This is a genomic window from Thermaerobacillus caldiproteolyticus (assembly GCF_015326725.1).
GTDB lineage: Bacteria > Bacillota > Bacilli > Bacillales > Anoxybacillaceae > Thermaerobacillus > Thermaerobacillus caldiproteolyticus.
In genome coordinates, this window is record NZ_CP064060.1 from 3,479,149 (window position 1) to 3,499,630 (window position 20,482).

General features: G+C 38.9%; 17 protein-coding genes and 1 CRISPR repeat array (1 of these 18 cut by a window edge). Of the genes, 13 read left to right on the forward strand and 4 right to left on the reverse strand.

Annotated elements, in window-relative coordinates:
• Positions 1-376: 376 nt before the first annotated feature.
• On the reverse strand, positions 377-847 hold the full coding sequence (locus tag ISX45_RS17515; RefSeq protein WP_181557469.1) for a carboxymuconolactone decarboxylase family protein: 471 nt from the start codon (positions 845-847) through the stop codon (positions 377-379).
• A 128-nt stretch (positions 848-975) separates the two neighbouring features.
• Between ISX45_RS17515 and ISX45_RS17520 the strand changes: the two genes are divergently transcribed.
• From ISX45_RS17520 to gatB, 4 genes are all read left to right on the forward strand, one after another.
• The gene (locus ISX45_RS17520) at positions 976-1,419 is read left to right on the forward strand and encodes an Lrp/AsnC family transcriptional regulator (protein WP_181557470.1); all 444 of its coding nucleotides are present in this window, start codon (positions 976-978) and stop codon (positions 1,417-1,419) included.
• Positions 1,420-1,592: 173 nt separating this feature from the next.
• Entirely contained in the window at positions 1,593-1,883 is a 291-nt protein-coding gene (gatC, locus tag ISX45_RS17525; protein WP_181557471.1) for an Asp-tRNA(Asn)/Glu-tRNA(Gln) amidotransferase subunit GatC, read from the forward strand.
• A 13-nt stretch (positions 1,884-1,896) separates the two neighbouring features.
• Entirely contained in the window at positions 1,897-3,354 is a 1,458-nt protein-coding gene (gene gatA / locus ISX45_RS17530) for an Asp-tRNA(Asn)/Glu-tRNA(Gln) amidotransferase subunit GatA (protein WP_181557472.1), read from the forward strand.
• 13 nt (positions 3,355-3,367) lie between these two features.
• Positions 3,368-4,798: an Asp-tRNA(Asn)/Glu-tRNA(Gln) amidotransferase subunit GatB gene (gene gatB, locus ISX45_RS17535; RefSeq protein WP_181557473.1), complete on the forward strand. Its 1,431-nt coding sequence runs from the start codon at positions 3,368-3,370 to the stop codon at positions 4,796-4,798.
• A gap of 369 nt (positions 4,799-5,167) precedes the next feature.
• Here gatB and ISX45_RS17540 read toward each other — a convergent pair whose 3' ends face one another.
• The 3 genes from ISX45_RS17540 to ISX45_RS17550 all read right to left on the reverse strand — a co-directional run bounded on the left by ISX45_RS17540 (position 5,168) and on the right by ISX45_RS17550 (position 7,924).
• Positions 5,168-5,803: an ABC transporter permease gene (locus ISX45_RS17540; protein ID WP_181557474.1), complete on the reverse strand. Its 636-nt coding sequence runs from the start codon at positions 5,801-5,803 to the stop codon at positions 5,168-5,170.
• A 14-nt stretch (positions 5,804-5,817) separates the two neighbouring features.
• On the reverse strand, positions 5,818-6,942 hold the full coding sequence (locus tag ISX45_RS17545; protein ID WP_181557475.1) for an ABC transporter ATP-binding protein: 1,125 nt from the start codon (positions 6,940-6,942) through the stop codon (positions 5,818-5,820).
• Positions 6,943-7,021: 79 nt separating this feature from the next.
• Positions 7,022-7,924 carry a glycine betaine ABC transporter substrate-binding protein gene (locus ISX45_RS17550; protein WP_194519516.1) on the reverse strand — a complete coding sequence of 301 codons (903 nt, stop codon included), beginning with the start codon at positions 7,922-7,924 and terminating at the stop codon, positions 7,022-7,024.
• A gap of 1,232 nt (positions 7,925-9,156) precedes the next feature.
• Between ISX45_RS17550 and ISX45_RS17555 the strand changes: the two genes are divergently transcribed.
• From ISX45_RS17555 to cas6, 9 genes are all read left to right on the forward strand, one after another.
• Entirely contained in the window at positions 9,157-9,603 is a 447-nt protein-coding gene (locus tag ISX45_RS17555) for an aminoacyl-tRNA deacylase (protein ID WP_194519517.1), read from the forward strand.
• A gap of 1,200 nt (positions 9,604-10,803) precedes the next feature.
• Positions 10,804-12,765, forward strand: coding sequence for a TIGR02556 family CRISPR-associated protein (locus tag ISX45_RS17560; protein ID WP_194519518.1), 1,962 nt, complete (start codon positions 10,804-10,806; stop codon positions 12,763-12,765).
• 25 nt (positions 12,766-12,790) lie between these two features.
• Positions 12,791-13,729, forward strand: a complete 939-nt coding sequence (cas7b, locus tag ISX45_RS17565; protein WP_194519519.1) for a type I-B CRISPR-associated protein Cas7/Csh2 — start codon at positions 12,791-12,793, stop codon at positions 13,727-13,729.
• A 14-nt stretch (positions 13,730-13,743) separates the two neighbouring features.
• On the forward strand, positions 13,744-14,478 hold the full coding sequence (gene cas5b, locus ISX45_RS17570; protein WP_194519520.1) for a type I-B CRISPR-associated protein Cas5b: 735 nt from the start codon (positions 13,744-13,746) through the stop codon (positions 14,476-14,478).
• A 53-nt stretch (positions 14,479-14,531) separates the two neighbouring features.
• Positions 14,532-17,015 (forward strand): CRISPR-associated helicase Cas3', encoded by a 2,484-nt coding sequence (gene cas3, locus ISX45_RS17575; protein WP_194519521.1) that lies wholly within the window; start codon positions 14,532-14,534, stop codon positions 17,013-17,015.
• Entirely contained in the window at positions 17,003-17,512 is a 510-nt protein-coding gene (gene cas4, locus ISX45_RS17580) for a CRISPR-associated protein Cas4 (protein WP_194519522.1), read from the forward strand. Before cas3 ends, cas4 begins: the two co-directional genes overlap by 13 nt.
• Positions 17,513-17,514: 2 nt before the next feature.
• On the forward strand, positions 17,515-18,522 hold the full coding sequence (cas1b, locus tag ISX45_RS17585; protein WP_194520744.1) for a type I-B CRISPR-associated endonuclease Cas1b: 1,008 nt from the start codon (positions 17,515-17,517) through the stop codon (positions 18,520-18,522).
• 8 nt (positions 18,523-18,530) lie between these two features.
• On the forward strand, positions 18,531-18,794 hold the full coding sequence (gene cas2 / locus ISX45_RS17590) for a CRISPR-associated endonuclease Cas2 (RefSeq protein WP_062677354.1): 264 nt from the start codon (positions 18,531-18,533) through the stop codon (positions 18,792-18,794).
• Between the two features lie 9 nt (positions 18,795-18,803).
• Positions 18,804-19,550, forward strand: a complete 747-nt coding sequence (gene cas6, locus ISX45_RS17595; protein WP_194519523.1) for a CRISPR-associated endoribonuclease Cas6 — start codon at positions 18,804-18,806, stop codon at positions 19,548-19,550.
• A gap of 181 nt (positions 19,551-19,731) precedes the next feature.
• Positions 19,732-20,482: a CRISPR direct-repeat array (repeat unit 30 nt; unit sequence GTTTTTATCTTAACTATAAGGAATTGAAAC) (it continues 797 nt past the right edge of the window).

Here is a 20,482-nt window from a genome sequence, read left to right on the forward strand (position 1 = left end):
AATGTCATATATATGGATTTGGTAGGCTAACCGACGAAGAAGCAATGACTTGGTGATGCTTTTGCAGAAAATCCGCAAAGCGCAGTGCGAGTCTGCTGTTTCTACAACGAAGACTTCATATATGGATGGGACTGCGTGCGAGTTTGGTTGTTCGTCCCGTTCTTTTGCACGCAAGGGAAAAGATGAATAGTGAGGGGCATTGATCAAATAAAAATAACGATCAAAAGTTAGAGTTCCTGTGAAATATTGCTTTACTTTCCATACGTCTGTTACAGACTGAAAAGCTAGTAATTTTAACGATCGACATTCTTCAGATGTGACTAAATATGGAACACCCCTCTTTTCCATAGGAGAGAGGGGGTCTTTGGAATGAACATTAGCCTCGTGAACAAAAGTCGTACAAATCTAAACTGACGATTATTTTATGAAAGCTGTCAAATAGATTAATGAGACCTAATAAGTGGATGAGCTGTTCATCGGTGAAATGATGTCGTAATTCTTCGACATCTTGATCGGTAATGGACCGTGGTGATACTCGATATCGTTCAATGAACAAAAATAGCTGTTGCTCAAGCGCTGAAAAATGTGAGAAGTCATTGTTTCGAAAGGCTTCGGCAATTTGTGTGTTCAACTCTTCATTTTCAATATATGAAAGGCTCATACAAGTCATACAACCGTTGATATGGGCTAAATACAACCGGATTTTTTCTTTAATCTCTTTGGGCAATAGACGGTCATTCCATAAAAAGTGATAAAGCTTGTCATAAAGCGATTTTAATGCTGGGGCTTTTGATAATGCTTTTTCAAAGTTCGTTCCTTCGCGTTCTGGAAGTACAATACGCGGCATGCTCAATCCTCCTTTCAGTTGATTATTTTCATTTTATTAAATAAGATCGCTCAACTCCATTTCTTATGAAATTTATTTATGATAATATCATTTACAAATGAAACATAATTTTTGAATGGAGGATTCAAATGAAAATAGATGAGATTGACCGACGTATTTTACTAGAGTTATTGAAAGATTCAAGATTATCTATGAGAGAATTGGCGAAAAAGGTAAATCTCTCAGCCCCCTCTGTGGCGGAACGAGTCAGGAAACTAGAAAGCGAAGGAATTATCGAAGGATATACGCTGGATATTAACTATAAAAAATTAGGATTAGGGATTGAATGCTTAGTAGAGGTCACCCTTAAAAACGGAGAGTATGAACGGTTTAAAAAGTTTATAGAGCGCGATTCGCGCGCCGTTTTTTGTTATCGCATCGCGGGAAGGGCTTGTTATATGGTAAAACTGCGTCTGGCAGCGTTACATGAATTAGAAGAATTTATTAACGAAGTAATCAATTATGCCGAGACCGTTTCCCATATTATTTTGTCGGAAGTAAAAATGAAAAATAGTTCTTTAGAGCAGTTATAAAAGTTTAACATAATCCGAGTGTGTTTGTAGATTTCCCGCTGGAAAGGCTGGCATAACGAATTTGAACACCTGCTGGCTTTCAACAAATCCCATTGTCAATGTTGCTTCAATGGTCGAAAGTTTGGTATCATCTATTATATTGTGAAAGGTCGAAACTCTCGGAGGTGAAAAGGATGTCAAGAATTTCGATTGAACAAGTCAAGCATGTAGCGCATTTGGCGCGTTTAGCGATTACTGATGAAGAAGCGGAAATGTTTACAAAGCAATTAGACGCGATTATTACATTTGCCGAGCAATTAAACGAATTAGACACAGAAAACGTTCCGCCAACATCACACGTGCTTGATATGAAAAACGTCATGCGCGAAGATGTGCCGACACCGGGAATTCCTCGTGAGGAAGCATTGAAAAACGCACCAGATCATCAAGACGGGCAGTTCCGTGTACCGGCGATTTTAGAGTAAGGAGGGGAAGCAAATGTCATTGTTTGACCATAAAATATCGGAACTCCATCATATGTTACATAAAAAAGAAATTTCTGTTTCTGATTTAGTCGATGAATCATTTAAACGCATTGCGGAAGTAGAAGACAAAGTACAAGCGTTTTTAACATTAGATGAAGAAAATGCGCGGGCTAAAGCGAAAAAACTAGATGAAAAACTAGCTACAGAAAACGAATTTGGCTTGCTTTTTGGCATGCCGATCGGCATTAAAGACAACATTGTTACAAAAGGACTTCGCACGACGTGTGCAAGTAAAATTCTCTACAACTTTGACCCGATTTACGACGCAACGGTCATGCAGCGTTTGCATGAAGCGGATGCGATTACCGTTGGAAAACTAAACATGGACGAGTTTGCGATGGGTTCTTCTACAGAAAACTCCGGTTTTCAATTGACTCGTAACCCTTGGGATCTTGAACGCGTACCGGGCGGTTCCAGCGGTGGTTCTGCGGCAGCGGTCGCAGCAGGAGAAGTTCCGTTTGCCTTAGGTTCTGACACGGGTGGCTCTATTCGCCAACCAGCGGCATTTTGCGGTGTTGTCGGCTTAAAACCGACATACGGACGCGTGTCTCGTTTTGGGCTTGTCGCGTTTGCGTCTTCACTCGACCAAATCGGACCGATTACGCGCACAGTTGAAGATAACGCGTACCTTTTACAAGTAATCGCAGGTCTTGACCCAATGGATTCTACATCTGCGAACGTCGATGTTCCTGATTATGTATCCGCGTTAACAGGTGACATTAAAGGCTTAAAAATTGCCGTGCCAAAAGAATATTTAGGCGAAGGAGTATCTGAAGAAGTTCGTCAATCTGTATTGGATGCATTAAAAGTATTAGAAGGGCTTGGCGCAACATGGGAAGAAGTATCGCTCCCACATTCGAAGTATGCCCTTGCCACTTACTATTTATTAGCATCTTCGGAAGCATCCGCGAACCTTGCGCGCTTTGATGGTGTTCGCTACGGTTATCGTACGGACAATGCGAAAAACTTAATTGATATGTACAAACAAACGCGCAGCGAAGGTTTCGGTAACGAAGTAAAACGCCGTATTATGCTTGGAACTTTCGCGTTAAGCTCCGGTTACTACGACGCTTACTACAAAAAAGCGCAAAAAGTGCGGACATTAATTAAACAAGACTTTGAAAAAGTGTTTGAAAAATACGATGTCATCATCGGACCAACGACGCCAACCCCGGCATTCAAAATCGGTGAAAAAACAAGCGATCCGTTAACGATGTATGCAAATGATATTTTAACGATTCCGGTCAACCTTGCCGGTGTTCCAGGTATTTCAATTCCATGCGGATTCGTTGATGGTTTGCCGGTAGGATTACAAATCATTGGAAAACATTTTGACGAAAGCACGATTTATCGCGTTGCTCATGCGTTTGAGCAAGCAACCGACTATCATAAACAAAAACCAGCATTGTAAGGGGGTAAGAAGGATGAACTTTGAAATGGTCATCGGACTTGAAGTCCACGTCGAATTGAAAACAAAGTCAAAAATTTTCTCAAGCAGTCCAACCGACTTCGGAGCACCCCCAAACACACAAACGAACGTCATTGATTTAGGCTACCCAGGGGTTCTCCCTGTGTTAAACAAACAAGCGGTGGAATTTGCGATGAAAGCGGCGATGGCATTAAACTGCGAAATCGCTACATATACAAAATTCGACCGGAAAAACTATTTTTATCCGGACAACCCGAAGGCATATCAAATTTCGCAATATGACCAGCCAATCGGTAAAAACGGCTGGATTGAAATCGAAGTGAACGGCAAAAAGAAAAAAATCGGCATTACGCGCATTCATCTTGAAGAAGATGCTGGAAAATTAACGCATACAGGCGACGGTTATTCATTAGTCGACTTCAACCGTCAAGGTACGCCACTCATTGAGATTGTTTCTGAACCGGATATTCGCTCACCGGAAGAAGCGTATGCATATTTGGAAAAACTAAAATCTATTATTCAATATACCGGCGTATCCGATTGTAAAATGGAAGAAGGTTCGCTTCGCTGCGATGCGAACATTTCTCTTCGTCCAATCGGTTCTGATAAGTTCGGGACAAAAACAGAATTGAAAAACTTAAACTCATTCAACTTCGTCCGTGCCGGTCTTGAATATGAAGCGAAACGCCAAGAGAAAGTCCTTCTTTCCGGCGGAGTCATCCAACAAGAAACGCGCCGCTTTGACGAAGCAACAAAAACAACCATTTTGATGCGCGTAAAAGAAGGTTCAGAAGACTATCGCTACTTCCCTGAACCAGACCTTGTTGCTCTTTACATTGACGAAGAGTGGAAAGAACGTGTTCGTGCGACAATTCCAGAGCTTCCAGATCAGCGGAAAAAACGTTACATTGAGGAACTCGGCTTGCCGGAGTATGACGCTAAAGTCTTAACATTGACAAAAGAGATGGCTGATTTCTTTGAAGCGACAGTGGCAAACGGGGCTGATCCGAAACTGGCGTCTAACTGGCTCATGGTCGAAGTATCCGGATATTTGAATGCTGAGCAAAAAGAGCTTCATGATATCGCTCTAACACCGGAAAGTTTAGCGGGAATGATTAAGCTCATTCAAAACGGTACGATTTCTTCTAAAATTGCGAAGAAAGTGTTTAAAGAGCTTGTCGAAAAAGGCGGAGACCCAGAACAAATCGTCAAAGAAAAAGGTCTTGTCCAAATCTCTGACGAAGCTACATTGCGTAAAATCGTTCTTGAGGTGCTTGATGCGAACCCACAATCCATCGAAGACTTCAAAAACGGAAAAGACCGCGCGATTGGCTTCTTAGTCGGTCAAATTATGAAGGCAACAAAAGGACAAGCGAACCCGCCGCTTGTGAATAAGTTATTAAGAGAAGAAATTGAGAAACGATAAAAACTATGCTGGCTGCTTTACAAGCAGTCAGCATAGTTTTTTAGTATAACCTTTTGAATTTGTCTAGCTTCAGGTGCCAGTGGCTCGAGATCGCTTCGATTCCACATGACGGTGTCGACAGACTCGCAGTGTGAGTTTCCAGTCTTGTTACCGGTAGGTGGCTGCCTTGTACTTTTCTTATCAATGATGAAGAAGTATAGATATAAAGCGAAGTGAAAGTGAATTTCGCAACAAAGCTATCTGTGAGGATTCATAACGATGATCGCATTCATATCATTGATCGTTCTGGATTTCTTAAAAATCGATTTTGATTTCAGATTCGAAAAACAAAAAAGAAGGAACACAACATCCTTCCTTATGATTACAACATTAAGGCTTTAACCCTTTCGGTGTCACTTTTTCTTCTACTTTACGCAATGCGAGATCGAATAAAATGGCTAAAATCGCAGCTGGGATCGCTCCAGCTAAAATTAAGTTTTTATCCGCTACACGCAACCCTCTATCAATCAAGTCGCCTAAGCCGCCGGCTCCAATGAAGGTAGCCAGCGCGGCAACACCGATAGTTAATACCGTAGCTGTCCGAACTCCTGCCATAATAATCGGTAAAGAAAGAGGGAGCTCCACCATCCATAAAATTTGCCGAGAAGTCATTCCCATTCCTTTTCCCGCTTCCACAAGGGCAGGGTCTACCCCGAGGATGCCTGTGTACGTATTTCTCAAAATAGGAAGCAGCGCGTATAAGGTAAGCGCAATAATAGCAGGAGGTTTTCCAATTCCAAAAATCGGCAACATAAATCCTAACAACGCAAGACTTGGAATCGTTTGGACAATTGCGGTAATCCCGATAATCGGTTCAGCGAGCTTTTTATTTCTGGTTAATGCAATGCCTAATGGAACAGCAATGATGATGGCAATCGCCATCGCAATCCCCGACAATAGCACATGTTCTTGAAAAGCAATCCAGATATCATTTTTCCGCTCGATAAAGGTGTTCAGCAATTCCATTTTTGATCCTTCCTTCACTGTTTGTTAAAATTCCATTCTGCCAATCCCCGCATCATACTAGATCGTGTAATGACTCCAACTAATTTGTTATCGTCTAGTACTGGGATGGCGCTGACATCTTTATTTTGAAAAATCTCAGCTACACTTGTGACATCAGCGTCCTTTGTTAGTGTCGTCACATTGAAATCAACAATATCGACCAATAACAACTCTTCATTTTTGTAGTGTTTCTCTAATTCTTTTAATGTCACGACACCAAGAAAGGTTCGGTTTTTGTTTGTAATCATTAAACTATCTACTTTCTTTTCTTTCATTAAGCGAAACGCTTCCGCTAATCCTCGTTTCGGAGACGATGTGACTACCGAAGAAAACATTAAATCTTCCGCAGTCGGAACAAGCGTGTGATCTTGCTTGAGTCGGTTTTCTCCGATAAAACCGCGTACAAAGTCATTGGCTGGACGGCGTAAAATTTTATCAGGCGTATCAAATTGAATTATTTCCCCATCTTTCATAATTGCGATCCGATTGGCGATTTTAATCGCTTCATCCATATCATGTGTAACGAACACAATTGTCTTTTGAATTTCTTCCTGAAGTCTCACAATATCGTCTTGTAACTGTTCGCGGCTGATTGGGTCAAGGGCGCTGAACGGTTCATCCATTAAAATAATGTCCGGCTCCGCTGCTAGTGCTCGAATGACGCCGACTCGTTGCTGTTGTCCTCCGCTCAATTCCGATGGATAGCGGTGTTTAAATGTCGGAGGATCTAAGCCAACGAGGTCCAGCAACTCATCGACTCGTTTTAAATAGGAAGCTGGTTCCCATTTTTTTAACTTTGGAACAAGAGCAATATTTTGCTCGATAGTCATGTGTGGGAACAATCCTATTTGTTGAATGACATAACCGATGTTGCGTCGGAGTTCGACAGGGTCTACCCTCGAAATATCTTGCCCATCAATATAAATCTTTCCTGATGTTGGTTCTGTGAGGCGGTTAATCATTCGCATTGTTGTTGTTTTCCCGCATCCACTCGGTCCGATTAACGTTACTAATTCCCCGTTTTTGATTTCAAGATTAATATTTTTCAACGCAACAAAACCATCATCGTATTGTTTTTGCACATTTTCAAATCGAATCATGTTCATATTCCCTCGTTTCTTCTTCATGTCATTGGAAAAACAGCTGTGTATTCAGAAGCACACAGCTGAAACGGTTCTCTTAATCGATTAATCCTTCTGATTTAAGGAAATCAATGGCTACTTGTTTTGGATTTTTCCCTTCGATGCTCACTTGTGCATTTAGTTCCATCATTTTTTCGTCCGATAAAACGCCTGATAATTTATTTAACGTATCTTCTAATCCAGGATTGGCATCCAACACTTCTTGACGAATAATCGGAGCTGCGTAGTATGGTGGGAAGAAGTTTTTGTCATCCTTTAATACCGTTAATCCAAACTGTTTAATTCTTGCGTCCGTCGAATACGCAGTAATGACGTCAATATCGCCGTTCTTTGCCGCTTCGTACTGCAGGTCAGGATCAATATTCGTCGTTTTTTTGAAATGGAAATGATACGTATCCACTAATGCATCGAATCCATCACTTCGTTCGAAGAACTCAGCGTCAGAGCCGAACACTAAGTGGTTCGATTTTTTCGCTAAGTCTGAGTATGTTTTCACTCCAAGTTGATCGGCCAGATCTTTTCGCAAAGCGAGCGTATAGGTGTTATTAAACCCTAACGGTTTGAGCCATGTAATATTAAATTTTTCTTTATATCCGTTTTTCGTTGCTTCGTAGATTTCATCCGGGGTCTGATCCGGATCGTATTGATTTTTCAGTATGTTCAAATACCCTGTACCAGTATATTCAGCATACAAATCAACATCTCCTTTTTTGATCGCCTCATGTAACATAAAGGCGCCTCCTAAACTATCCTTTACTTCTACGTCTAAGTCCGTATTTGCTTTTAAATATTCTGCTAAAATGTGTGTGAGAATCACTTGTTCGGTGAATTTCTTTCCGGTAACGACAATTTTCCCTTTTTCCACCTTATCGCCAGAATGACAGGCTGTTAGTGAGAAAAGTAAAAAAGCTGATAGAAATAATGAAAAAATGTTCTTCAATTGTTTTCCTCCTTAAATCATCAAAGTTAAGACTCCATGCAGGAACCTAGGGATATAAGAAGCTTCTGATCACCAATTTTATAGTACATTCATTGTTTTTCAGAAATGAAGTTATCGAGTGGTATTATCGCTGGTGGATATATCCAATTTTACGGGCACAGTTATTAAAAGGAGTTTGGTGCAGAAATGTGGCTACTTGCGGAAATTTGAAAGTGTCACAAAAACATTATAACCTTAGATGGAATCAGTTTACAAATTTGGTATGAATCGATATTCATAGATATTTGGGGATTTGACAGGAGCATTTGGATTATCCTTTCAAATATTAATGAATGCTCCCAGATCCTCTAGAATCCTCCCAATTCAGCCGAAAAGGGATGAAATGAAAGCTCCCCTTTATTCGCATTATAAAAGTCTTTTTCATTTAATAAATAAGCTGGTGCTAACAGGGAAATGACGAAAGGAACCGTACGATCTCGAGTGTCAGTGAACGATCGATATTTAGATTACTTTTTTGTATGATATAAGTAAAACGATACGGATGCAACGATGCTGTTTCTTCATATTATGCGTTTTTGAAACAGAATGAGGAGTTTCGCAATGATACGGAAGATGACCTGTAACAAGATTTAGACTTATATTGTCAAATGGCGAATGTTATGCACAAGACATCGAAGCGTTGCTGTACGGATCATCCATATTTTCGAAAACGTTTCGTTATATCCCTTCATTCTTATCGATTACATATAAAATCGCAATAGGCTTGCTTATGTTCTTAAGTCTGTGTCGCGATCAAACAATGGCTGAAACAAGATACGTACGAGCGCGTTTTTGTCGTCGCCCCTCAATCGTGCAAAAATCTCGGGGGATCGACGACAGTTCTTCATCGGGGTCAACACTTAGAGAAATAAGGTTTTCTTCTATATTGATAGAATTTTCAAAACAGATTATAATGTAGGTGTACTTTATTTCCAAACTATGATTTATCAACATTTTTTGGGGTTTTTATCTTAACTATAAGGAATTGAAATTTGGTTGTTCGTCGCGCGGTGATTTGGCAAGTGCTTTCGTTTTTATCTTAACTATGAGGATTGAAACAATATATGCTTGCATATTATACTTGTTTTTTGTATTACAAAGGGGAATTGGATTAGTACATTGAAGTAGGATATTGGACAGTCGGTTGCGGTAAAATTTATTTCGAGGAAACTCTGAAAGGGTGACACCCACTTATGGATAATTTAAAAAGCATTTTGCAAGAAAATGAAGTTCAATTTGAAATCATTCATCACGAAAGTCCAATCCGTACAGCGCAGGAAGGTGCGGATTATTTTGGAATTGAAATAGGTCAGACGGCACCTACATTGGTTCTTAAGTCAGAAAAAGGATATTTTGCGATAATTGTTTCAGGAGGGCGTGGGCGTGTTAATTTAGAAGAAGTGTCAGAAATTCTGGGATGTAATCAATTAAAAATGGCAACCCCAAAAGAAGTCCAGAAGATAACGGGATACACTGTTGGTAGCGTTCCTTTAATAGGACATTCTTTGCCTTGTATAGTAGATAAGGAACTTTTTCGTTATCCGTTTATTTACGGAGGAACAGGAGACCCAACTTCGACACTGAAAATGCCTCCTCATGCTTTGGAAAAGCTAAATCAAGTTGTTGCTTTATTAGGTTAAAGTGTTGCTGTTGTAAGTAAATTTCCCGCCTCGTACGATAAATTCGATATTCTCTGCAATTTGAAGAATAAAATAAGATTTAAAAAGAATTAGATATGTCTATTTCTTTTGTGTTAGGAAATGTTGAAGTGGTAGAAAGCATAAAAAACTTGATAACACCGATCAATAAACGAAATAGAACGAGGAAAGATTCATAAAGCCGTGCCTTATCTGCGTTTATAGAAACTACTTTTAGTACATGGCTGTTTCAAATAAGAAAATAAAAGGTTAGAGAATACATGAATGTTCGGTAATAACAGGTACCATTTTTTGTATCCCAATCCTACTTTTTATGTGCATCATATTGTATTTTTAATAATTTGCAACTGGCTTGTTTAAATATTTCATTTAATATATAATACAAATTATAGTTATCATTTTCCATATCTTAGCTTATTAAAGCATTGAAACATTGATAATGTAATTATTATCTTACCTACTTAGGACTAAATATAATTTTCATAGCAAAGATGATGTATAAAAATTTTTGTGTCAAGCATTTGGCTAGACCAAATTTATGATTCATATAAGCAGTATTCAGAGTGTGATGTACACGACCAATACCATGGGGTGAACGATCAAGTAGTATTTGACCATCCAAGATTTGAGAAATAGGTAAGGTGAAAGTTAAGAGGATTTGTCGAAGCACAGAAGGCCCTTCAACGTATGTATGTTTGAAGAATATTTTAATCATAAAGGAATAAGGAAATTTTCTCTTCTCACAAAAAGACTGAATATTCAGTCTTTTTTGGGTGAAACATATCTCTATTGATTCCAAATCGTTTCAGAGATATCTTATTTTCATAAATAACAAAAAATTCTTGACATTAATTTTCTGAATAAATAAAATTTAATTGAGAATGTAATTATATAAAAAATGAGGAGGTGTAAAAATGTTTGAAAGAACAATTGTTAATATGTCGACTATATCAATTATAGAAGAGGGAAATGGTGTAAGGAAAATATCGAAAAAATTTACTTACATGAAGAAATAAAAAAGGATGATTGGATATTTAGAAGACATTAAGCCAGTTTAGGAAATTATTTGTATTTTTGAACAAAATGTTAAATTATACAAAAAATATTGAAATAAAAGATAGTATTGGTAGAATTTAAATGGATTGTAAAAATTTATATTTCTCTTTAAAGGAGGTGCAGACGGTGATAAAAACGATTTACACCCTTGGAAATAAGTATTTAATCGAAGAAAAACCAGCTGTTATTCAAGCAATAACGCTGCCCATTGCAAGATCATATGATTCAACTAAATATGTAATCATTGTCGACTTTTCTATTAAAGATAAAAAAGTCAAAATAACGCCAAAAGAAATAAGCGAATCGACCCATTTAGAATTGTTATGGATTGGTACAGCGGATGGAGCAGCGAGCCCACAATGGTTTGGAACGGTGAGCAATGTCGAATATTTGCTAAGTCAAACAATTACCAATCTCCTTGAGCGTTGGAATCAAGAAGATTCTTACTATTCTCTCCTAAAGGAAGCGCAAAATGTCTTTTTCCTAGATCTTGGCGCGGCCAAAAAATCAGATGAACGATACCGCTATGTTTTTAATCCAGCATATGTTGGCGGCGAATTGACGGAAAAAGAGGCGAAAAAAGCGGTTAAGGAAGCAGCGAAGCAGTTTCAAGCTTTTATTGAAAAAGAAGCCAATGTTAGCATCAAAGATGTCCTCTTGTATTCCCTCGCCATTAACGGACAGCTCGTAGTTTCGCAGCCAGAATATGAACGGCTTGTTATCGCAGAGAAACTAAGTGCATTTGAAGAGGCGAAAAAGGGAGTATGCGCCCTTACGAACAAAGAAGCCTTTGTTACCGGAGAAACGACAAAATTGAAGTTCAATTATTATATCAATGATAAAATCAGCTTTGCGAGCAACCTTGAGAAAAAATCATTCGTTAAAAACTTATCCATCAGCAAAGACGCCTATCAAGCAATCATGGCGGGGGAAGCGTACATTCTCCGCAACTTCAATACTCGTTTCAGCGGTCTCCCTTGTTATATCATCCCAGACTTTTTATATGATGTTCCATTTGAAGATGCTCCGCTTCAAGATATTAGCAAACGTATTAACCAGTTTGTTCGAACTGTCAAAACTGTTGAAACAGCGGAAGCTTTGCATCGAGACATAGAAGACTACAAAGAATTCGGCGATCAAATGGACAACCATATTTCGTTGCATTTTCTGTTTTATACAAAAGCGCAGTCAGCATTAAAAGTGAACAAGCTGTTATCAGATGTCCCGCTCACTCATTTGCGCCGACTAGGTTATGAGATGCGAAAAGCAGGGGAAATAGGACAACGCTTTTTTGGCAACGAAAAATTCAATCTTGGTTTGGAACCGATCTATTATTTAATTCCAATGCGTATTCAACGCGGAGAAAATTTTGAAAAACGCAAAATTTTGCAAGTATACGAGTCGTTATTAACAAATAAACCGCTTTCCTATCAATGGCTGATCGCGCAATTTGTGCAGCTTGCGAAGGTTCACATGTACGCGAGTTACAGTGTTTATCAATATAGCGATAAAAAAGAATACAATGATTTTAACTTAGTAGACGCGATGGTGCGAGCGCAATTGTTCTTGAAACTGTTGCAAAACCTTAACTTAATTAAGGAGGAAAGGGAGATGACAAAGGTTACATACGATTTGCCTGATACTGAGATGGTAGAGTATATGGAAACCATGAATTATAATGTCGCGCAAAGCTCTCTATTTTTGCTTGGCTATTTAATCGCAAGGATTGGTTCTGCACAAGTCGGAAAAGCAAATGAACGAGCAGAAGCAATCGGACAAGCCCGTAGTGGTAAAACGGCCAACAAACCGATTTTATCAAAGATTAATTATCATGGTATGAACAAGCAAAAACTGATGATGCTTTCAAGTGAAGTATTTGAAAAGCTGAGACAACTTAAAATTGCTTCCTTACAAAATGAAGCTGTTTATGCGGAACATAAGCGTCTTTTTGATTCAGCATTGCAGGAAAAATGGAATTTATCCGACCGTGAAAGCGTTTTTTATTTGTTATCTGGCTACGCATATGGTACAAAGCGGATTTTAGGCAGCGTGAAAAAAGACGATTCGAAAGTTGAAAATGAAGAATAAAAATGAAAAGATAGGAGGAATAACCATGAACAATAGTGATATTTTATTCCTTTACGATGCGAAGTTAACAAATCCAAACGGTGATATTGACGAAGAGAATCGTCCGCGCATGGATTACGAACGTTCGTTAAACTTAGTAAGCGATGTGCGTCTAAAGCGATATATTCGTGACTACTTAGAACAAATCGGTAATGAGATTTTTGTCGGTAAAGTCGATGGAGAAACGGTGAATGCCACAGAGCGGATTAAACGATTGTTTGACCAAAAGTATGACGGCAAAGTGAACATTAATAAACTATCAAAAGAGGAACAAAACTGGATGCTTGATCAATTTATTGATGTCCGTATGTTCGGTGCGACGATGCCGATTAAATCGGAGGATAAAGGAAGCTCCATGACGTTTACCGGTCCGATTCAGTTTAACTGGGGATATTCGTTAAATAAAGTAACGCTTGTTGAGTCGGCAAGCATTACGTCACATTTTGGTTCAGATGATAAAAACGACGGTGGTAACATAGGAAAAGATTATCGCGTGTATTATTCATTTTTAGCGTTTCATGGCATTATAAGCGGTCACCGCGCCGCACATACGAGATTGACGGAAGAGGATGTCCGTTTATTTGACCAAGCTGTTGTTAAAGCGATTCCATTAAGCGCGACAAGAAGCAAAGTCGGGCAATATCCGCGTTTGTATATGCGTGTCGAATATCACTCTCCTGAATTCATTGCCGGCGATTTGCGAGATTTAGTGCGTTTAGAAGAAACAGAAGGACTGCGCAGCATTTCCGAAGTAAGATTGCATGTTGATGAACTTGTGAATAAACTTCTGGAAGTAAATGGTGAAATTGCCCGTATTCATTACTGGCAAGATTCTAACTTAATGCTGAATTATGACGGACAAAAAGGCTTGTTGACAGATCTTCTTCCATCTGAGTTGGCGGATAAACTTGTTTCTGTATTGTAAAAAGGGTGACGTTTATGAAGATGCTTATTTTTGACCTTATCGGGAAGATGGGGCATTTCCGGAAAATCGATACGAACTCCTCTTCCTTGTCATATGCTTTTCCCCCGAGAACGACGATTGTTGGAATGCTCGCTGGTATTTTAGGAATGGAGCGCGACAGTTATTATGAAGTATTTTCACCGAATCAATGCCAAATTGCGATATCTGTGCGCACGCCGATTCGCAAAGTGATGCAAACGGTAAACTATATGTTTGTAAAATCAAAAGCCCATTTAAACAATAGCGGAGGACATACGCAAATTCCGTTTGAATTTGTGCTTCCCGGGGGAGAAGAAGCCAATTTGCGGTATCGCATTTATTTTTCCCACTCCGACCGCTCTGTTTATGAAAGCGTGAGACAGCGAATACAATCGAGCCGGTACGTTTATCCGCCGTATTTAGGGCTTTCTGAACTACTCGGGCAGTTGAACTGGGTTGCTGAAGCAGAAGGAACGCTACTGGAAAGCAATGATGTGGTGCCTATTCATTCTGTTGTGCGAATTCCTGATTTGCGCGAGCGGTCTATTCAATTTTCAAGTGAAACTCGCTTTTTAAAGGAATTCATGACACGTCAGTTTACGAGTGAGCGGATGATTTACGAAACCGATTATTACTTATTTGAACAATCTCGAAAATTAGTTGCTATTCCGGATGTTCCTTACATAACCGTTGCTTATGGAGAAGAAAAAGAAAACGTTTTATTTATGTAAAAGCAGGGCAGCGATGGTTTCACCGCTGCTTTGTTTTTCAAGGGGTGAAGCATATGTATTTGTCTCATAATAATCCAGAGAAAAAATTGACTGTGCATTTAGAGGAAGTATACAAATATTCGCTAGATATGCTGAAACAAGTACCATTGTCTGAAGAAAATCGGGATGTACTCGAATATATTAGCAAAATTGTTGCGGTAACACATGATTTCGGTAAATATTTACCGCACTTTCAGGATTATTTGCAAACAGGTGAAGTGAGCGGAGATTTGCATCACCATTCGTTTATTTCCGCCGTGTTTGCTGCCCATCTTTTGCGCCATGCGATGAACTTAAATGCTTCGTGGTCTGAGTTTGCTCCATTATTAGGCTATTTCGTTGTTATGCACCATCATGGAAATTTGCGTGACATTTCTTTAGATGTCACAAAGTCGCGCCATATTGTTGAAAATACGGTTCAAGATTCGCTTCATTATCGAGTCATTACACTAAAACGTCAAATTGATGATATTAAAAAACACGCTTCTAACATTATTGACGATTTATCTTCTTTATGGAGCGAACTTTCTATTCCGTTGTCTCTTTCTGAAGAACTGCACAACTTCCTTCAAGACTATGAAAAAGCATTCGATGAGGTTTACCGTCAATATTACTTGATAAGTAAACGAAGAAAACAAGAACAGACAAAAGAACTTTATTATTATGCGCTGTTACTGTATTCATTGCTTATCGATGCTGACAAATTATCAGCGGCAAATATTGAGAGGAAGCCGCGCTTTCACATTCCAGCACATCTTGTCGACCAGTATCGTCAAGCGAATTTTGATGTGGGAGTGACAGAAGGAACGAACGGTTGGCGTAACCGGATGTACAATATTGTCATGGAACGAATCGACTCTATTTCAAAAACAAAACCAGAGCAACGATTGTTCACGTTAACGGCACCAACTGGAGCGGGAAAAACATTATTGTCGCTTTCCGTTGCTTTAAAATGGCGCGAGCAAACAGAAAGACAGGATGGTTATTCACCCAAAATTATTTACGCTTTGCCGTTTACAAGTGTCATCGACCAAAATGAAAAAGTAATCCGTGATTTGTTAAGCCAGTTGGCTGATTTTCATGCAAACGAACAACGGTATTTAGTGAAGCATCATCACTTATCTACCTTTCAATACAAAACGGAAAACGAAGAATTGCCTCTGCGAAAAGCATTGTTGCTGACGGAAAGCTGGGAGGCAGAGCTCATTGTTACGACGTTTGTGCAATTGTTTCATACACTGATTGGCTATGAAAATCGCGCGTTAAAAAAATTCCATCAAATTGCTGGAAGCATTATCATTCTCGACGAAATTCAAAACGTGCCGATCGAGTATTGGCCTTTGTTGCGTTCCGTGCTGTACAAAATGGCAGAATTGTTTTCCTGCAAAATTTTGTTGTTAACAGCGACGCAGCCGCTTATTTTCCCAGAAGATGAAAGGGTTGAGCTTTTGGAATCAGAAATGGTGAAGCCAATTGACTTTTTTAAAGAAATGGAACGGGTCGAGCTTCATTGGCTAGGAGGGGATAAAGGCGCATACAGTCCCGCAGAATGGATGGAACTGTTTCAGAGCCGCTTTGAAGATGGAAAAAACTATTTGACGATTTTGAACACGATTAAAACATCGATTGAAATTTATGAAGGGATAAAAGAATGGTTAAAAGAACGCGGTTATGACGTAATCTACCTTTCTACGAATATTGTGCCTCGTGAGCGGAAACGACGCATTGAACAAATCAAACAGCTTTTAAGAGAAAAGAACAAGGTCGTTGTTATTTCTACGCAAGTTGTCGAAGCAGGAGTCGATGTTGATTTTGACGTGGTGTATCGCGACTTAGGACCAATTGATTCCATTGTCCAAGCGGCGGGGCGCTGCAATCGCAACGGAACATTACATGAATTTGGTAAGGTATATATTACGCCGATTGAGAGAGATGGAAAGTTAGAGTCACAATATGTATATGGGGCTGTTCATACAAATATTGCAAAAAAAGTACTACCGAAAACAGCGGTTTCCGAGCATCAATTTTTTGATATCATTGCCCAATATTTTACTGATGTGCGGGGTAATAAGGCGTTTACTGCTTCTGATGGAATTATAGAAGCGATCGAAGAGCTAAAATTTGACGCAAAAGATAAGCAGGGAAGTAAAAGCGAGCCGGAATATGTATCTGAATTTCGGCTAATTGAAGACGCGCACCAAGCGGTGGATGTATTTGTCGAAGTAGATGATCAAGCGATGGACGTTTGGCAGCAATATATAGAAAAAGTCATTGAGGCGAAAGATTTAGAAGTACGGTTCGAAAACTATTTGCGCTTGAAAAAGGACATGCGCCAATATGTCATTTCCGCTCCAATTAAGCTTGTAAAAAATTTGGATAGGGATTTGTATGAAAAAACGAGAATGATTCATTTATCCAACGATATATTAAACCAATATTACAACAGCGAATATGGACTTATTCGCACAAGTGAGATGGTGGATGCATGGATTATGTAATGGATGTGAATGGCACGCATATTTGGTATTACTTTATTTGCAAACGTGAGGTTTGGCTGATTACGCATCAAATCGCCGCTGATCAAGAGGATGATAATCTAGAAATTGGCCGCTTTATTTCCGAAACGAGTTATCAGCGCCAGAAAAAAGAACTGCTTATCGGCAATATTAAAGTGGACCGAATTCGCCGCGAAGGGGATACGCTTGTTGTTGGTGAAGTGAAGAAATCGTCAACATATGAAAAAAGCGCCTATTATCAATTATTGTATTACCTTGACACATTGCGAAAAATGGGCATTGAGGCAAAAGGGGAGCTTTTATTTCCAAAAGAAAGGAAAGTAACGAAAGTGGAATGGACAGAAGAAGGAAAACGAGTATTGGAAGAGGCGATTGCTGACATCCGCCGCATCGCTCGCTTGCCTGTTCCGCCAGAGCCAAAGAAAATTGGGCTTTGCCGAAGCTGCGCCTATCGTGAATATTGCTTTGCGGAGGAATAATGATGAAAAAGACGCTCTATATTTTTCAAAGTGGTGAGCTGATTCGTCAAGACAACAGCATTTGTTTTGAGACAGCCGAGCGAAAACGGGTACTGCCTGTTGAAGATGTCAATGATATTTACATTTTCGGCGAAGTAAATGTCACAAAGAAGTTTTTAGAGCTTATGGCGCAAAAACATATTTGTATCCACTATTTTAATCATTACGGCTATTACACGGGAACGTTTTATCCGCGCGAGCATTTAAACGCCGGTCACGTCATTTTAAAACAGGCAGAAGCGTATTTAAATCCGGAAAAACGTCTTACTTTAGCGAGAAAATTCATCGACGGTTCGATCGGACAAATGATACAGGTTTTGAAATATTATCAAAACCGTACACAAGCCAACAGCGATAAATTTAAGGAAATGATTCGAGATTTTCAATCAAGCCGAGCGAAACTAGAACAATGGACGAGCGTCGAGGAAATGATGTCAACAGAAGGACATGTACGTGAGAAATATTACAGCATGTTTGATGACATTTTAAACCATAACCCAGACTTTTTATTCGAAAAGCGTTCGAAGCGGCCACCGCTCAATCGTTTAAATGCGATGATTAGTTTTGGGAATCAGATTTGCTATACGATGGTGTTAAGTGAAATCTACAAAACCTATCTAGACCCGCGCATTGGGTTTTTGCACGCGACGAATTTTCGGCGTTTTTCGTTGAACTTGGACGTTGCGGAAATATTTAAACCAATTATGGTCGATCGTCTCATTTTTACTCTTATAAATAAAAAGATGATTACGAAAAATGATTTTGACAAACATATGGAAGGGATTTTGTTATCAGAAGAAGGGCGGAAAAAATTTATCGGGGAATTGGACAAGCGTATGAAAACAACAGTAAACCACCGGCATCTTGGTAAATCCGTCTCATACCGCCGTCTCATTCGTCTCGAACTTTATAAAATTCAAAAGCATCTTCTCGGAGAGAAAGAATATGAACCATATCGCTCGCTATGGTAGGTGTCTCGATGTTTGTTATACTAGTCTATGATTTTGAGAAAAAACGTGTCGCGAAAGCCTTAAAGATCGCAAGAAAATATTTATACTGGGTGCAAAATTCAGTGTTCGAAGGAGAGATTTCTGAAGCAAACTATGTAAAGTTGAAAACGGAGCTAGCGAATATTATGGATCCGGATGTAGATTCTGTAGTGTTTTATACGTTTCGCACGCAAAAATATTCGAAGCGGGAAGAGATGGGGCTACGCAAAGGTGGAGAAGACAACATTTTGTAGGGGGAATATATGAGGCTTACAATTCGATTCAGACCGAAAAATGGTACGCTTATTTTGCCGATCAATTATGAAGAGGTGCTTCAAGGATTTTTATACCGTTCGATTCAAGATTTTGAGCTGGCGCATTTTTTGCATAACGTTGGATATACGAAAGAAAAGCGGCGGTTTAAAATGTTTACATTTAGCCGTTTGTATGGAACATATCGCATTCATCGTTATGAGAAAAAAATCGAGTTTTTTGACCAAATAACATGGTATGTTTCTTCTATGTTAGATTCACTTATTGTTGATTTAGCGCGAAACTACTTATTGAAAGAACAATTTATATTAAACGGACAGTCGATTCATATCGAGGAGACAGTGGTAAAACCATTAGAAATCGCGGAAAAACATGCCTATCAAATTCGTATGCTATCACCGCTTACTGTCTATAGCACTTACGAAAACCGATACGGCGAAAAGCGAACGCATTTTTTCTCACCGTTTGATCTTGTTTTTTCTGATATGATAGAGAAAAATTTTTTTAATAAATTTCAAGCCTATTTTCAAGAGCAGCCAACGGAGAGAGTAACCATTAAGCCGATAAAAGTAGCGGAAAAAGATAAGGTTGTTACAACGTTTAAAGAGTTTCGCATCAATGCGTGGAATGGAACATACGAAATTCAAGCTCCACTGTCTTATTTGAAATTTATGTATGACGTTGGCATCGGAGCTAAAAACTCACAAGGATTCGGTATGTTTGAAATCGTGGAATAGGTTTCTTTCCTTGTCGTCGATCCTCAATAGCGAACTAATCCCGGGGGATCGACGACATTTTCTTATTAAGGATCAAAACTTAGAGAAATAAAGCTTTCTCCTGTATTGATAGAATTTTCAAAATGGCTTATAATGTAGTTACATTTTATTTCCAATGGTTGATTTATCAATATGTTTTGAGGTTTTTATCTTAACTATAAGGAATTGAAACCTTTCCGGGTCTTTGCGATAAGCGTCCGTCAACCGGTTTTTATCTTAACTATAAGGAATTGAAACGCAATAGCACCTACAACCGTTTTATTTCCTTCATCGTCGTTTTTATCTTAACTATAAGGAATTGAAACCAACTTCCTCATACTTTTCATACAAATAAGTAAGCGTTTTTATCTTAACTATAAGGAATTGAAACTGTGAAAGCTACGAATTTCTACAGTAATGCCAACCGTTTTTATCTTAACTATAAGGAATTGAAACCGCACTACCCGGTGTATAACATTGATTCTGGAACGAGTTTTTATCTTAACTATAAGGAATTGAAACAAGTTTCAACATTCAAATGCTCGAAAGATGGATCTTGTTTTTATCTTAACTATAAGGAATTGAAACCTGGCGGTGATGGTTTTGTGTCACTTAGTTGGAATGCGTTTTTATCTTAACTATAAGGAATTGAAACTACGTCATGAATACAAGTCAGGGAAGATTGATTTGCAGGTTTTTATCTTAACTATAAGGAATTGAAACTATGTCTCGATGAGGTACACAATGATATAGATAGTGTTTTTATCTTAACTATAAGGAATTGAAACTATCTTTTAGAAGGCTACTTTCTGTGTTTGCTGTTGTTTTTATCTTAACTATAAGGAATTGAAACTATGTCTCGATGAGGTACACAATGATATAGATAGTGTTTTTATCTTAACTATAAGGAATTG